General features: G+C 30.5%; 13 protein-coding genes and 1 other annotated feature. Of the genes, 2 read left to right on the top strand and 11 right to left on the bottom strand.

Annotated features, from left to right (window positions below):
* Position 1: 1 nt before the first annotated feature.
* From AACQ14_RS02765 to AACQ14_RS02750, 4 genes are all read right to left on the bottom strand, one after another.
* Positions 2-886 (bottom strand): carbohydrate ABC transporter permease, encoded by an 885-nt coding sequence (locus AACQ14_RS02765; protein ID WP_339362034.1) that lies wholly within the window; start codon positions 884-886, stop codon positions 2-4.
* Positions 887-1,071: 185 nt separating this feature from the next.
* The gene (locus tag AACQ14_RS02760; RefSeq protein ID WP_339362033.1) at positions 1,072-2,343 is read right to left on the bottom strand and encodes an ABC transporter substrate-binding protein; all 1,272 of its coding nucleotides are present in this window, start codon (positions 2,341-2,343) and stop codon (positions 1,072-1,074) included.
* A gap of 350 nt (positions 2,344-2,693) precedes the next feature.
* Positions 2,694-4,691: a methionine--tRNA ligase gene (locus tag AACQ14_RS02755; RefSeq protein WP_339362032.1), complete on the bottom strand. Its 1,998-nt coding sequence runs from the start codon at positions 4,689-4,691 to the stop codon at positions 2,694-2,696.
* Positions 4,692-4,800: 109 nt separating this feature from the next.
* Positions 4,801-5,054, bottom strand: a binding site (T-box leader).
* A gap of 174 nt (positions 5,055-5,228) precedes the next feature.
* A complete protein-coding gene (locus AACQ14_RS02750; protein ID WP_339362031.1) occupies positions 5,229-6,584 on the bottom strand; it encodes a citrate/2-methylcitrate synthase in 1,356 nt (451 codons plus the stop codon).
* A 469-nt stretch (positions 6,585-7,053) separates the two neighbouring features.
* Here AACQ14_RS02750 and AACQ14_RS02745 point away from each other — a divergent pair, with 469 nt between their 5' ends.
* Positions 7,054-8,799, top strand: a complete 1,746-nt coding sequence (locus AACQ14_RS02745; RefSeq protein WP_339362030.1) for an Rqc2 family fibronectin-binding protein — start codon at positions 7,054-7,056, stop codon at positions 8,797-8,799.
* Positions 8,800-8,885: 86 nt separating this feature from the next.
* Here the strand turns inward: AACQ14_RS02745 and AACQ14_RS02740 are convergent, their stop codons facing one another.
* The 3 genes from AACQ14_RS02740 to AACQ14_RS02730 form a co-directional block, all read right to left on the bottom strand.
* Positions 8,886-9,023 carry a hypothetical protein gene (locus AACQ14_RS02740; protein ID WP_339362029.1) on the bottom strand — a complete coding sequence of 46 codons (138 nt, stop codon included), beginning with the start codon at positions 9,021-9,023 and terminating at the stop codon, positions 8,886-8,888.
* A gap of 105 nt (positions 9,024-9,128) precedes the next feature.
* Positions 9,129-9,788: a DUF4652 domain-containing protein gene (locus AACQ14_RS02735; protein ID WP_339362028.1), complete on the bottom strand. Its 660-nt coding sequence runs from the start codon at positions 9,786-9,788 to the stop codon at positions 9,129-9,131.
* Positions 9,789-9,808: 20 nt separating this feature from the next.
* Positions 9,809-10,987: an AAC(3) family N-acetyltransferase gene (locus AACQ14_RS02730; protein WP_339362027.1), complete on the bottom strand. Its 1,179-nt coding sequence runs from the start codon at positions 10,985-10,987 to the stop codon at positions 9,809-9,811.
* 101 nt (positions 10,988-11,088) lie between these two features.
* On the opposite strand from AACQ14_RS02730, the gene AACQ14_RS02725 reads away from it, so the two are divergent.
* Positions 11,089-11,259 (top strand): hypothetical protein, encoded by a 171-nt coding sequence (locus AACQ14_RS02725; RefSeq protein ID WP_339362026.1) that lies wholly within the window; start codon positions 11,089-11,091, stop codon positions 11,257-11,259.
* Positions 11,260-11,319: 60 nt separating this feature from the next.
* Here the strand turns inward: AACQ14_RS02725 and gatB are convergent, their stop codons facing one another.
* From gatB to ligA, 4 genes are all read right to left on the bottom strand, one after another.
* Positions 11,320-12,765, bottom strand: coding sequence for an Asp-tRNA(Asn)/Glu-tRNA(Gln) amidotransferase subunit GatB (gene gatB, locus AACQ14_RS02720; RefSeq protein WP_339362025.1), 1,446 nt, complete (start codon positions 12,763-12,765; stop codon positions 11,320-11,322).
* Between the two features lie 48 nt (positions 12,766-12,813).
* Positions 12,814-14,274 (bottom strand): Asp-tRNA(Asn)/Glu-tRNA(Gln) amidotransferase subunit GatA, encoded by a 1,461-nt coding sequence (gene gatA, locus AACQ14_RS02715; RefSeq protein WP_339362024.1) that lies wholly within the window; start codon positions 14,272-14,274, stop codon positions 12,814-12,816.
* A 24-nt stretch (positions 14,275-14,298) separates the two neighbouring features.
* The gene (gene gatC, locus AACQ14_RS02710; protein WP_113674723.1) at positions 14,299-14,586 is read right to left on the bottom strand and encodes an Asp-tRNA(Asn)/Glu-tRNA(Gln) amidotransferase subunit GatC; all 288 of its coding nucleotides are present in this window, start codon (positions 14,584-14,586) and stop codon (positions 14,299-14,301) included.
* Between the two features lie 182 nt (positions 14,587-14,768).
* Positions 14,769-16,733, bottom strand: a complete 1,965-nt coding sequence (gene ligA, locus AACQ14_RS02705) for an NAD-dependent DNA ligase LigA (RefSeq protein WP_339362023.1) — start codon at positions 16,731-16,733, stop codon at positions 14,769-14,771.
* Between the last annotated feature and the right edge of the window lie 44 nt (positions 16,734-16,777).

Here is a 16,777-nt window from a genome sequence, read left to right as displayed (position 1 = left end):
ATTACACCTTCTCCATCTTGGTCTTCAACGCATCCATAAACAAAAAGCTTATCAATAGGGAAATTATAAAGGTTACTACGGCTAATGTTGCACCATATCCAAGATTACCAAAATTGAAATAAGTCTTGATTGTATATAGAGATAAACTTTGAGTTCCGTCAGCTGGTCCACCACTTGTTAGTGCCACTACCAAATCATATATACGGAATGTAGCAAGCACTCTAAATAATATAGCTACAACAACAACTGGTTTAATTATTGGCAGTGTAATTCTAAAAAATCTCTGTACCTTGTTAGCTCCATCAAGTGAAGCTGCTTCATATAGACTTTCAGGAACTGTTTGAAGACCTGATAGAATAAGCAGTGACATGTAAGGTGTAGTTTTCCATACATCCGCAATAATAACTGCTATTATGGCTGTATTTTTCTCAATAAGCCAAGGTATATAATCTTGAATAAGATGAAGTTTACTTAGTATAAGATTGATGATTCCATATTGATCACTATACATGAACTGCCACATCAAACCTGAAACTATAGTAGGTATAGCCCAAGGCACTAGTACAGCAGTTCTAATTATACCTTGTCCTGGAATTGCTTTATTCATGATTAAGGCAAAAATCATACCTATCAAAGTTTCCAAGGTTACAGCAATAACTGTAAAAATCAATGTAAATTTCAAACTCTCTATAAAAGTCTTATCACTGAATAATTTGATATAGTTATCAAACCCAACAAACTTCTTGCCCTCTGCTAAAGTCTGAATACGAAGATCATAAAGACTCATGTTAATTGTATTAATAACAGGATATACTATAAAAACCAATACTAATACAATTGAAGGTATTATGAATATATAACCCATTTTAGCCTTCTGTTTTTGCATATTCGGTCACTCCTAATTTTTATTCATTCTAGTAATATTAATATTTCTGTACTTCCATCACATATTGTATGTGTTTATTACAAGTGGGTTTTTTATTTCATAAAGATTAGAACGTCGATAGAAAATATTCTATCCAACGTTCTCTCTAACCTATACTTTCATGTCACTAAATTCTACTCAATTTACTATTGTCCGATAATCTTCTTAATTTCATTATCAGCATCTTTAACTGCATCCTCAGCTGTTTTCTCGCCTACAAAAGCCAATTGTGTCTGTAATTGAAGTACATTGGATATTTCTGAATAATATGGTGATTTTGGTCTTGGATTAGCATTCATGAATACTGGTAACATATTCTCAACAAAAGGCATTTTTTCAAGAATCTCTTTATCCTCATATAATGACTTGATAGATGGTAAATGACTTAGTCCAAGAGCTTCCATTTTCTCAGCTTCTTCACCAGCCATGAATTTAGCAAATTTTATTGCCTCTTCTTGGTTCTTTGAAAATTTTGATACCATGATCTGCCATCCACCAAGAGTAGAATAACTGTTACCATCTTTATCTGCTTTTGGTAATTGTGCTATCCCAACTTTTCCAACTACTTGTGATTTATCTGCATCTTGTGATTTGTTCCATCCACTTGGCCAGTCTCTTAGAAAAATTAATTTTCCAGCAAAAAATGGAGCTCTAGCATCACCGCTACCAAAGTTGATAATTCCTTCTGGAGTGATTTTTGAAGTATTAATCATATCAACCATCATCTTTGTAGCTTTAACAGTTTCAGGGGAATTGTAGATCACTTTTCCGTTTTCGTCGAAAACATCCCCACCATAACTCCAAACATATTCCATTAAATTACATGTCAAACCTTCATATTGTTTCCATGACCCTGCTAAACCTTTCATTTCTGGTTCTTTTTCCATTATATATGTAGCTGTTTCAACTAACTCTTCCCAAGTTTCTGGAACAGGCTTATTATATTTTTCCAATAAGTCTTTTCTGTAATAAAGCATACCTGCATCAATTCTGTAAGGTAGTCCCCATAATTTATCCTTATATATATTTGCATTTATTGCACCAGGTAGATATTTATCTTTTTCATCTTGTGTCAATTCGTCAGTTAAATCTGTTACCCAGCCAGCTGAAGCAAAAATTGGAGGCCATGTCACATCTGCATCAAACATATCCAATGAATCATCTTCTGCCTGTAATGCTGTACTAATCATCTGTAACTTTTTATTAGTATCCGCTGGTAATTCAACAACATTAACCTTGATATTAGGATTTTCTTCGTGAAATCTATTTATAATATTGGTAAGTGTTCCATTTTCATCAACATGAGAATAATAGTTTAAAGTTACCTCTTTTTTTTCATCATTTTTCTCAGCCTTGCATCCTGCTGATATAACAACTAAACACATTATTAAAAGCACACTTATTATTTTTCTTTTCATTTTTAATTTCTCCTTAATATAATTTGTAGTACATCTTCTAGATAAGTCAATCACTTACATGCAGCTATTGTTATACGCACCTCCTGTCTATAATTATACACTAATATGTCACTTTTGCCAACGATGGCAGTTTCATGACAAAAAACAATTTTATTTCTGCCATCGTTGGCATTAGATATAAAATAAAAAAACCTTGCCTTTCTGCCATCATTGGCAGAACTTATTATGGAATAATATTACTCCTTTTTTTTAGTTGTGTCAATACCCTTTTTTTAACTAGCTGTAAATAAAAATATTGCAGAATAAAGATCTAGTTGTACTTTCTTTATTCTGCAATAGGTATGCACTAATTATTTATATTGACTTTCATGTTTTTCAAAAAAGTCTATTCTAGGTTCTAGATATTTAATCTTATGGTTATCATAATCTTCAATAAAGGAATATATGTTATCAAATATATAATCCCAATTCCAGATGTTTTCATTAACATTAAGATATTCCCTTACCATTTTACAACTGTCTGGAGCAATTGGGTGTATCAATGTAATAGCGGTACGCACACCATGAAAAGCTGTTATTAAAACTTTTTCTCTAAGTTCATTATCTTCATCAGCTTCAGCTTTCTTCATATTATTAACCCAGTACTTGTTCATTTTTCTTATATAGCTGTCAAGTACGTAGACAATCCTATGAAAATCATGATTATACATATGTCTTTCATAATTCAGTATTGCCTCTTTAGATTCCTCCAATATTTTTTCATCTACTTCTCCCATAGGGATTTTGGAATCAAAATACTTTTGAGATGTATAGAAACAAGATCTAATAAGTCTATTGAATACATTAGTAAGTAAGTTACCATCTTTTAAAACAGTATCCGGTCCTTGTCTGTCTTCTTCTTTCATAAATACCTGAGGTGTGAAACTTACACTCTTCTTAGCTAAACCAAGGCTTAAGAAATGCATTCTTAATTGCTCTGCCGTATAATAGTCTAATAATTCCTCTGCCATAGGTGGTTTGATATCACTACTACTACTTGCTTTTTTATCCATGAATAACACATGATTATTAGGTATTAGATGAGGTAGATTAATGTTTTCCCAATCTAATGAACTATCTTTATTAATGCCAAGTAATGCTAAGAACATACCCATTTCAGCAATACCGTAAAAATAAATATTATCTTCACCGATGAATTGATATACTTTTGAATCTTTTGATTGCCACCAATCCTTCCAATTCTCTGGATTTTCACCAATTGAATCTAAATAAGTCTTAGTAAAAGAAATTGGTGCCCATAATGATTCTGGCCATACCCAGAATGTCAAATTTTCTAAATCTTCTTTTTCAGGCACTTTAATTCCCCAATCAATATTACCTGATAATCTAAAAGGAACTAATGTTTTTCCAGTTCTGAATCTTATTCCAAGCTTGTCAAATACATCTCTAGCTGTATCTCTATCTTCCAAATTCTCAAATATAAAAGTTATTGAAGGCTTTTTAGGTTCATCAATTATTGTATGCTTAGGTAATTTGTTTTGTATATCAGCTAAATCATCTTCTAGCTGTTTCCTCTTAACATATATAATTGGTGGCTTCAAGAATTCTTCAATAGTATTCAATAGATATTTACGAGAATTAGAATTCTCTTTTAGATTCTTGATTCTGTCTTTCAAGACATCATTATATTCATCTAATTTGAAATACCAGTTAGTCACATCTCTAAGTTCTGGTGTTTTACCTGATAGAATGCTTTTAGGATCTATTAATTCATTAGGCATGTACATATGACCCATTGAACATTCATCTGCATATGCTTTGTCAGAATTACATCCTTCTATAGGGCATTTACCTACTACCTGTCTACCATTCAATAATACTTTATGTTCAGGATCATAGAATTGTGGTGTGGATAACTTGGTTAAATAACCATTTTCGTATAATTTATTAAATATCTCTTCTGAAACTTCTTTGTGGAATTCTCCAGGTTTGTCCAAACCAGAAGCTCCATATAAATTAAGACTCATCTCATACTTTTCTAAAACTTCATTTTGTTTGTTATGATTTTGTCTTACATAATCTTCTATAGTTCCTTCAAATTTATTTTCATCTACAAGTTGTCTATAACTAGCTAATATTGGAGAACCGTAACAATCTGTTCCTGATACAAATATAACATTTTCTTTACCTATTCTATCTCTTAAAAATCTTGCATAAGTATCAGCGTGAACAAATACTCCTCCTACATGTCCAAAATGCAATTCTTTATTACCATAAGGCATTCCTGCTGTAACAACAGCTTTTTTAGGAAATTCTGGTCTTGGTCTTTGTCTTCTATTGTCTTTCATAAGCAAACTCCTTCTAATAATTTTTATTGTATTCATACTTATTATTTAGGATTATTCCAAGTTAATTTCATGGAAAAAAGCTCATAAAAAAACACCTCCTACAAATATTCGTAGGGGCGATTTATTCGCGGTACCACCCTAATTCATTAATATGTCACCATACTAATCTCATCAAGTACTTATTATACTTTAGTTCTGTAACGTGAACAAACGTCATAGCATCACTTATTACTATCCTAACAACTAATAAGATCCGTATGCAGCTCAGAGTCTTGGTTCATTAAATATCCACTATTCCATCTCAGCACAAGGGAACTCTCTGTAAGCTTCTAATTTAATTACTCTTCTCTTCATTGCCTTTATTTTCTAAAAGTATATTAAAAGATAAGAGTTTTGTCAAGGACTATTTTTATTATTATATTTTGGATTCTATTAGAATTAATTTACTCTCATATAAGTAAGAAAAAGTGTTTTGACCAGCAAAACACTTTTCTAATAATTAGCATGACTAATAATTATTTCATTAGATTATATTAATTACCTATTATTTATGTTTTTATAATCTCTAGGTTCCGTAATATTCTTATATGCAGGTCTTATTATCCTGTTAGCTCCATAGAATTCTTCTATTCTATGTGCACACCATCCTCCAATTCTTGCAATAGCAAATATAGGAGTAAATAATTCAGGTGGAATTTGAAGCATATTATAAACAAATCCTGAATAGAAGTCTACATTTGCACATATCTCTTTTGAAGATCCTTTTACTTTCGCAAAAACTTCTGGTGCTAGATTTTCAATAGATTGGTATAGGTTATATTCTTTCATCATATCTTTCTCAACAGCTAATTGATGAGCTTTTTTCTTAAGCATGACAGCTCTTGGGTCGGATAATGTATAGATTGCATGACCCATACCATAGATGAGTCCAGATCCATCGTTTGCTTCTTTTTTTAATATTTTAGTAAGATAATTTTCTATTTCTTTTTTATCTTCCCAGTCTTTTATATGAGCCTTGATATCATCCATCATCTGTCTAACTTTATTGTTAGCACCACCATGTTTAGGTCCTTTTAATGATCCTATTGCAGCTGCTATAGCAGAATAAGTATCTGTACCTGAAGATGAAACTACTCTTGCTGTAAAGGCTGAGTTATTACCACCACCATGCTCAGCGTGTAGTACAAGACATAGATCAAGTAATTCAGCTTCTGATTTGGTAAATTTATTATCTACACGTAACATATGTAAAAAATTTTCTGCGGTACTTAAATTTCTTGTAGTGTTATGAATATAAAGACTATTGTTATCATAATAATGAGATTTTGCTTGGAATGCATAAGCAACAAATATTGGAAATCTAGCTATTAATTCTATACATTGTTTTAACATATTCTCTATACTTGTATCATCTGGATTATCATCATAAGAATAAGTTGCTAAAACACTTCTAGCTAATTTGTTCATAATATTAGGGCTTGGAGCTTTTAATATCATATCTTCAGTAAAACCTTCTGGAATTTCTCTGCTCTCTCCTAATATTTCATTGAACTCCTTAAGTTCACTACTAGTAGGAAGTGAACCAAATAGTAAAAGATAACATACTTCTTCAAACCCGAATCTTTCTTCTGACTGAAATCCATCAACTATATTTTTAACATCAATACCTCTATAAAGCAAATGACCTTCTGTAGGAATTTTTTCACCATCTTCTAATCTATAACCAATTACATCTCCAATTTCTGTTAGACCAGCTAAAACACCTGTTCCATTCTTATTTCTTAAACCTCTTTTTACTCCGAATTTGTCATACAGTTCAAAATCAATTTTGTTATTGTTTTCAGCTAAATTAGCGAACTTCAATATTCTCCTATATATCTCTTTATTACTCAAGCTATCAACTCCTTGTATTATTATAATTCCGTATTTATAAATATTAATAAAGCAAATCAGATTTACAGAAGTAATTGGTTTTTCTTCCAGTAGAAATGACCAAATATATCTTGTTTATTTTAGACTTTTATAGATTGTATACAATCATACAAATTATTATCAGAGCCATCAATCCCCGTAAATTACAACCGCAATAAAATTTATACTTGTATACTATTGTAATATAAAACGATGTACTTTGCAAGCTATAATAATAAAAACGAATGAAATAATTTAAGTAATTTATTAGTCGCAATATTCTGTTATATGTATAAATAGTAATGAGCATATTTATACTTGCCCAATGAATCATTCAAAAATAGCTATTTATACCATATATTTAAGCTATTACTTCCTTTTTAATTTACTTAGTGTTATACTTGTGATTATAATTACTTAGCAAGAATACTTAGAAAGGAATGATTGATATATGGCACTAGATGGAATTGTAATTTCCAATATTGTTTATGAACTTAATCAATTAATAACCGGTGGTAGAATTGATAAGATTTATCAACCTGAAAATGACGAATTAATTATATCAATAAGAAATAATAAAAATTCATATAAATTATTATTATCAGCTTTAGCTAATATGCCACGTATTCACCTGACAGAAGTACCGAAAAAGAATCCATTAAATCCCCCTAATTTTTGTATGTTATTAAGAAAACATATTATTGGTGGTAAGATTCTTAATGTTATTCAACCTAATTTTGAAAGAATAGTAGAAATTCATTTAGAACACCTTAACGAATTAGGTGACCTGTGCATCAAAAAGCTAATTATTGAAATAATGGGTAGGCATAGTAATATAATCTTCTGTGAAGAAAATAATAGAATAGTAGATAGTATAAAACATGTATCCCTTAATGTTAGTTCTGTGAGAGAAGTATTGCCTAATAGAATATATACTTATCCTCCAGCTAAGAATAAAATAAACCCTTTGAATAATATTACTTTGGATGATTTTATTGCTATACTAAATGATAAGAACACTATTATTCACAAAGCACTCTATTTTACTTTTAATGGCATAAGTCCTGTGATTTCAGAGGAAATATGCTACAGGGCTGGAATTAATAGTTCTACACCAACCAGTGAATTGACTGATACTGATTTTACTAATATATATACCAATTTTGAATCATTGATGAAATTAATAGAAGAGGGTGATTATACACCTAATATAATTACTGATGAAGAAGGAACATATAAAGAATTTTCGTCAATTGAGTTAAGTAGTTATGTAGGAGGTTATGAATCTATAAAATATGAGTCAATTTCTCATGTACTGGATAGTTATTATGCCAAAAGTTCTAATACCTCCAGGATAAGCCAAAAATCCAGTGATATTAAGAAAATAATAGCAACAAATCTTGAGAGATGTTATAAAAAATTAGATTTACAGTTAAAACAGATAAAAGATACAGAATCAAGAGATAAATATAAGATTAAAGGAGAATTAATTACAGCTAACATATATGCAATAAAAGAAGGAGATAAAGAGCTAAAAACATTCAATTATTACACTAACGAAGAGACCACTATTAGTCTAAAACCTAATTTGTCACCTTCTGAGAATGCTGCAAAATATTATAATCGATATAATAAGCTTAAAAGAACTTTTCATGCGTTGACTGAACAGATAATAGATACCAAAAGTGAAATTAGCCATCTTGAATCTATACAAAATTCTTTGAATTTTGTTGAGGCAGAAGAAGATCTGCAATTGATACGTACAGAATTAATGGAATACGGTTATCTTAGATTCAGAAAAAACAAGAATAAAAAAGCATTGCAAAAATCCAAGCCTTTCCATTATAAGTCTTCTGATGGTTTTGACATCTATGTTGGTAAAAACAACTTACAAAATGATGAATTGACCATGAAAACCGCCACTGCTAATGATTGGTGGTTTCATACAAAAGAAGTTCCTGGTTCACATGTTATTGTGAAAACCAATGGCAGAGAATTAAGTGATACAGCATATGAAGAAGCAGCTGCCCTAGCCGCTTATTATAGCAAGGCTAATAATTCAACTAAAGTGGCTGTTGATTATACATTGAGAAAGCATATTAAAAAACCAGCTGGCTCAGTACCTGGTTATGTTATTTATCATACTAACTATTCTATGTACGTAAACCCTAGCGATGAAAAAGTTACATTAATATAAAGAAATATAGTTGGTTTTACTTACCTTACTCTTAAGAGTTTCAGGCTTAGAAAACCAACTATATTTTTATTTTAGTTTAACTGATTTTATAGTCTTGGATATATTTCTTCTAGAAATACATCTTTAGTTCTATTGTAAGTATCATTATCTACTTTATTACCGTTGCATCCTATACATATAAACATAGTACTAAGTATTAATAGTAACATAATAAATTTTTTCATCGATATCTACCTCTCTGCAAAAAATTCTAGTTAATTTATTCCATACTATTAACATTATTATATGTATATTAATTATTTTTATTAAGTTTTATAATTATATTCTTATCACTTATCAGCTAATTTTTCAATTTCTGAGATTTTATATATTATGATTTTTGAATTAGTTTTATCGAGTGTTTCATCTTCCCATGTAGCATGTTCAACTTCAAAAGTATCATCCTTCTTATTGATAGATCTATATTCGGATAACTCATCAGGTACTAATAAAGGGGTAACCTCTTTGGTCTCAATGTTATAAATACATATTTCCCCACCTAACCTTACTGTTCCATGTCCAAACCCTCTAATTACCAATAATCTTTTATTGTCTAACCATTCTACATCTTTTGGCGTATTACTACCTTCATCATTTCCTAGCAGCATTGTCTTTTCATGATTTTTCAAGTCATATAAATATAATTCACCTGGATAGTCCGGTTCACCTGTAACAAAGACTATTGCTGATTCATTAGGTGCGATTTTAGGATATGAACAGAGTGTCTTACTTACTTCTATATATTCATTATCCTCTTTTATGTAGATAGTTTTACTTTCACCATATACAAGAGAGATATCTTCATTTATATCAGTCATTTTATACGTATCATCAGGAAGAATTTGTTGTGATTTCTTGTAAACATCTTCTTCAATCTTAATTACTTCTTTTGAACAACCTGTGGTCACAATAAGTGTCATAAGAAATATCGACATCTTAATATATTTCATTCTACATAACTCCTTAATTATTATCTATTTTTTTCCATCCATTCTTTAGCAAAATCTACTGCTTGTTTTTGACTAAACAATCGAGACTCAGCTTGACCTATCTTATGTTTGATGACTTCTTTAATTTCTTCATATTCTGTTCCTATCTTATCAAAATCATCTACATTAAGTTCTATATCTTTATACTCAACCCATTTTCTTTTGCCCTCTAAAAGTATAGGTGCTCCCAGATTTTCTTCTTTTTTCTTACTAATCATATATTCAGCTAGGTGAAAGGAAGTATTATTTTCATAACCTACACCCAATAATAAAACCATTCCATCTAGATCGTATATTTTTTTTAGAGGTGAATTACATCCTAGGCTATAGTCCAATGAGTGATTCCTAGTAATGTCTTCTGCATTCTTTCCCCAAGCAATAAAAGAAACATGTGGGTGATTACTACGTAATACTCCTGGATAAGTCCTAAAAGTTTCTGCTATACGCCCCATTTTATTAGTTGGCGTAATATTTTTGTCAAAAGCAGGCATATTCTCTTTTATTATAGAAATCCAATCTTTTGGTACTGGTGGATTTTCCCAATCTGCTGGATCTGAATAATCAGTAGTATGTGCTGGCATAATAATAGTCCCTTCATCAGTAATAACATCCATTAAAGCTTGAACCACAGCTACTGATCCGCCACTTATCCACCCAATATTACTCATTGAAGAATGTATAATTACACTCATACCTTTATGTAATCCCATTTCTTCAAATTGTTTTCTAAGTGAATGCCTTGTGTTAGGTGTGCTAGTTCCATCTATTATATCTTTTTCAGTAAGTTTTTTATCAATATTTTGTTTATCTTTAATATCTTTGCTTCTTCTAAACTCTTCCATCTCTTTTAAATAATTTTTTTGTGTTTCTGTTTTATTGTAATATTGCATCTCTTGTAGATTAATATTACCTTTATTAGATTTTATGATATTAAATAATTTATCAAAAGTTTGCTTATCAACTATATGTCCCCCTTTACAATTAGTACATATAATCATTCTTTTTACATTAACAGGAATAATAGGTATAAAAAATAATGTAAACCAAGTAGTTACTTTAACCAATTGCCAGTTTGTTACTAATTTACAAATATTACATTTGCTTTTACCAATAATCCCGTATTTCTTAATTGTTTTATATCCCCATCCAAATATTAACATATTTATCACCTTTTATAATTTTTACAAAAATTTAACTGTAAATTTTGGTTTATTTTCAGTAATTATGGATAAAATACCATAACAGGAGGTGCATTTATCATATGGATATTAATTGCACACACGACTGCATTTATCAAAAAGAAGGAAAATGCAATTTATCTGTCTCTGTAACTCTTAACAACATAAGTAATAATAAAAACGTCAATATTGACTGTCCTTATTACATCTCGAAAAAAGAAGATATTAATGAAGAATCTTCTATAAGTACTTAACCTTAAAACATTAGAAAAGGTACTGTTTGTAATTATGAAACAGCACCTTTTAAGTTTTGATTAATTATTTAACTTACCAATTGCCTCTCTTAATAATTCATTAACCATTTTAGGATTAGCTTTCCCCTTAGTGGCTTTCATCATTTGACCAACTAACGCTCCTATTGCAGCTTGTTTTCCACTCAAATAATCATTAACAGCTTTTGGATTAGCCTCTATAACTTCTTTTACTAAGCTTTGTAACTGACTGTCGTCACTAATTTGCTTAAGTCCTTTTGCTTCAACAATTTCACCAGGACGTTTTCCAGTTTCCCAACACTCAGCAAAAACTTTTTTACCTATACTATTACTAATTGTACCATCTTCAATTAGATTAACAAGTTCTGTTAGAACAGCAGGTTCAAAAGGTATTTTTGCCTGTTCCTTTTGTTCTTCATCTAATCTACTATAGATTTCAGTTATAATCCAATTTGCTACTGCTTTTTTATTTTTAACATCTATTACTGCTTTTTCAAAATAATCAGCCATATTTCTGGAAGCAGCAATTAATCTGGCATCGTAGTCTGTTATTTTATATTCCTCTACATACCTTCTAACTCTGCTATCAGGCATTTCAGGTAATGAATTTCTAATTTCTTCGATTCTTTCTTTTGATGTTATTATAGGCATAAGGTCAGGTTCTGGGAAATAACGATAATCATGAGCTTCTTCCTTACTTCTCATAGATACTGTTATACCTTTTGATTCATCCCATCTTCTTGTTTCTTGAATGACTTTATCGCCGCTTTCTATAACTTTTATTTGTCGTTTTGCTTCATACTGAATAGCCTTAACTGCATAATTGAAGGAGTTCATGTTTTTCATTTCAGTACGTGTACCTAATTCGGTATCACCTTTTTTTCTAATAGATAAGTTTATATCACATCTTAGGGAACCTTCATTCATTTTACAATCAGATACATCTGCATATAGAAGGATTGTCCTTAACTTCTCCAAGAAAACTCTAACATCTTCTGAAGACCTGAAATCAGGTTCAGTAACAATTTCAATTAGAGGAACTCCACATCTATTGTAATCAACTATAGAGCCTTCACCGGATTCATGAATCAATTTACCAGCATCTTCTTCTATATGTATCCTATTAATTCGGATTTTCTTCATTTCTCCATTTACTTCTATTTCTATCTCACCTTCATAACATAACGGAAGGTCATATTGTGATACTTGGTAAGCCTTAGGAAGGTCTGGATAAAAATAATTTTTTCTATCTTGTTTACTGAATTCATTAATATTACAATCCATTGCTAATCCTGCTCTTATAGCATACTCAACAACTTTTTCGTTTAGTTTTGGTAATGTACCTGGCATACCTGTACAAATAGGGCAACAATGAGTATTTGGTTCCCCTCCGAATTCTGTTGTACAGCTGCAAAATATTTTTGTTTTCGTTTTTAGCTCAGAATGTACTTCTAATCCAATAACCACTTCGTAATCTGAATAGCTCAATCTCTTCACCTCTGTTTAGAATCTATTATTTATAGCTTATCCTATAATTTAAATCTGCGGTTTTATATTAGGTAAATCTCTATTTTGTTCATAAGCATATGCCATCTGCAATATAGTACTTTCATTAAATGCTTTTGAAATAAATTGTACACCTATTGGCATATTGTTACTATCAAATCCACAATTTATTGATAATGCTGGTACTCCAGCAATATTAATAGGTACTGTACATATATCATTCATATACATTTCTATAGGATTATTTATTTTTTCACCTATTTTAAATGCTGTAGATGGTCCTGTAGGTGTTAATATTATATCGTATTTTTCAAATACCTTATCAAATTCATTTTTAATCAATGTTCTTACTTGTTGAGCTTTTTTATAATAAGCATCATAATACCCTGAACTTAATGCATATGTTCCAAGCATAATTCGCCTTTTAACTTCTTTTCCAAAACCTTCATCTCTAGTCTGCTTGTACAAATCCACTAGATTATCATAGTTCTTAGCTCTATATCCATATTTTACCCCATCATATCTAGCTAAGTTGGAGGATGCTTCAGCTGAAGATATTAAATAGTATGCTGGCAAAGCCAAATCAGTCATGTTCATACTTACTTCTTCAACAATTGCACCTAATTCTTCTAATTTCTTAGCAACTTTAATAACCTTTTCTTTTATTTCAGGTTGGATTCCATCAGAAAAATACTCTTTTGGAAGTGCAACCTTTTTACCTTTTATATCTTTTTTAAGATTTTCTCCAAAATCTTCGTATTTTTTATTATAAGAACTTGAATCTAATTTATCATATCCTGTAATTGCGTTTAGTACAAGAGCCATATCTTCAACATCTTTTGTCAAAGGTCCTATTTGATCAAGTGATGAAGCGAATGCGACTAAACCATAACGTGATACTGTTCCATAAGTAGGTTTCATTCCTACTACTCCACAGTAATGAGCTGGTTGTCTAATGGAACCCCCTGTATCAGAACCTAGAGTAAATACGGCTTCATTAGCTGCAACAGCAGCTGCAGAACCACCTGAACTACCTCCAGGAACCCTAGATAAGTCCCAAGGATTCATAGTCTTATGAAAATATGAATTTTCATTAGATGAACCCATAGCAAATTCGTCCATGTTAAGTTTTCCTAATAATACTGCACCTTCATTATTTAACTTCTCTATAACAGTTGCATTATAAGGAGGTACAAAATCCTCAAGCATCTTAGATGCACAAGTTGTCTTTATACCCTTGGTACACATATTATCTTTAATTCCTATAGGAATTCCTGCCAGTGAACCTAAAGTCTCACCTTTAGCTCTTTTGTCATCAATCTCTTCTGCCTTAGCTAAAGCCTGTGTTGTAGTTAATGTAATATAAGCATTTACACTACTTTCAACTTTATCAATTCTATCTATATAGGATTTAGTGATATCTACACTACTTATTTCCTTTGATTCTAATTTATCTTTAAGTTCATGGGCTGTCATTTTAATTAAATCCATTGTCTTGCCTCCCTGCTATTTGGTTTACTCAACGATTCTTGGAACACTGAAACATCCATTTTCCTTATTTGGTGCATTACTTAATAATTCATCTCTAGAAAAAGAAGGATTAACTGTATCTTCTCTAAATACATTATTAATAGGTATAATATGAGCTGTAGGATTTATATTATCTATATTTATCTCATTAATCCTGTTTGCAAATTCAATAATAACTTCCATATCTGTAGTCATCTGTTCTTTTTCTTCTTCCGTAAGATTTAAACGGGCAAGATTAGCAACATGTTCAACTTGTTCTTTTGTAATCTTCACATTAATTCCTCCCTTTTTGGATTTATCTATATAAGTAAAAATTCTTATAAACCATATGTACAGGTTTGATTAAACCTACATATGGCATACAAGAATTTATAACTATGAATTGTCACAAATTTCTTAAATAACATTCTACCATAAGGCATGCTTTAACACAATACTTTATTACTCTTTGAGTTTTATAATAGAGATTGAAAAGTTTCTTCATCTATAATTGGTACACCCAACTCTTTTGCTTTTTTATTCTTTGAAGATGACGATTCCACGTTATTATTGATTAGATAATCTGTGTTACCAGTTACGCTTCCTGTGACTTTACCACCTAAGCTCTCAATCAATTCTTTTAATTCTTTTCTATTTGCATATATAGTTAAACTTCCAGTAATAACAAAAGTCTTTCCTTCCAAAATGTTATTATTGGTACTTTCTATTTTCTGAATGATAACATAATCAAGCAAGTCATTAATTACTTCCATATTTTTTTCATCACTGAAATACCTGACAAAAGACTTGGCAATAATACTTCCGTACCCTTCAATAAGTGTTAACTCTTCTTCTGATGCTGATAATATTTTATCAAGATCATAATCATAATGTTTACAGATTAATTTTGCATTACTTAATCCTACATTAATTATTCCTAGTGCATAAATGAAATTAGGAAGTAATACCTCTTTACTTTTTTCTATGGATTTGATGAGATTAATATAAGACTTCTCGCCAAATCCTTCCAAAGCTATTATTTCATCTTTATATTTTTCAATCCTGTAGATATCTGCAAAAGTTTTTATAAAACCTTTATCAATGAACTTTTGTATTGTAGATTCAGATAACCCTTCTATATTCATAGCATCTCTACCAACAAAATGTGTAAATGATTTTATTTTCTTGGCTTGACACTCCTCATTTATACAATATAGAACTTTGACATCATTAACTTGTTTTACTTCAACTTCACCACCGCAGACTGGACATTTGCTAGGGATCAAAATTTTTCTTGATATTTGATTATCAGTATTTTCTTTGGATAGATTATTAGCAACTTGAGGTATAATCATATTGGCTTTGTACACTTCAATAGTATCACCTTTAATCAATTCCAGCTGCTCTAATATACTTAGATTATGAAGACTCGCCCTTTTCACAGTGGTTCCCTCAAGTTCTATAGGTTCAAAGACTGCAATAGGATTAATAGCTCCAGTTCTAGAAGCACTCCATTCTATATATAATAGCTTAGTATCTTTTACTTCATCACTCCACTTGAATGCTATTGAATGTCTAGGGAATTTTGCTGTTTGTCCTAAACTCCTAGAATAAGAAATTGAGTCAAAAGTTAGTACCAAACCATCTGAACCAAAATCATTGTGCTGTATTTTATCTTCAAAATTTTTGATTTCATCCTCAATATTATCCTTATATACTATACTGTACTCTACAGTATCAAAACCAAGCGATTGTAACCATTCTAACTGATTGATTTTTGAATCACTAAAATCAACATTATCCGCTTGAACTAAAGTAAAAGCAAAAAAATGCACATTTCTCTTAGCTGTAATTTCATTATTAAGCTGTCTTACAGTACCACTACATAGATTTCTAGGATTCTTATATTTATCTTTATCAACAATACGTTCATTAATGATTTTGAAATCAGAATACTTGATTACTGCTTCTCCTCTAATGATTAATTCATCTTTATATGAAATATTGAGAGGAATGTTTTTAAAAACTTTAGCATTATTAGTAATTACTTCTCCAACCTCTCCATTTCCTCTTGTAACTGCTTTAACCAGCTTACCTTCGTTATATGTCAAGACTATTGTTAAACCATCTAATTTCCATGACAGCATCCCCTTTTTATCGCCTATCCATTCTTTCAATGTTGATATTTCCTTTGTCTTGTCTAGGGATAACATTCTCGTTTTATGCTTTTCTTTTGGCAAGGAGCTTAAAAGAGTATATCCAACCTTATTAGTAGGACTATCACTCATTGTTATTCCTGTCTCTTTTTCTAGTTCAATCAATTCATCATATAGATTGTCATACTCATAATTACTCATGATCTCATTATTCTTTTGATAATATTCTTCGCCTGCTTTATTTAACAGCTGAACCAATTCTTTCATTCTATTTAATTCATTCATAAAATTAATCTCCTTGTTATATTAATTACTTAGCATATTTTAAC

This window comes from Vallitalea maricola (assembly GCF_036985595.1).
GTDB lineage: Bacteria > Bacillota > Clostridia > Lachnospirales > Vallitaleaceae > Vallitalea > Vallitalea maricola.
This window is presented reverse-complemented; position numbering and strand designations above follow the sequence as displayed.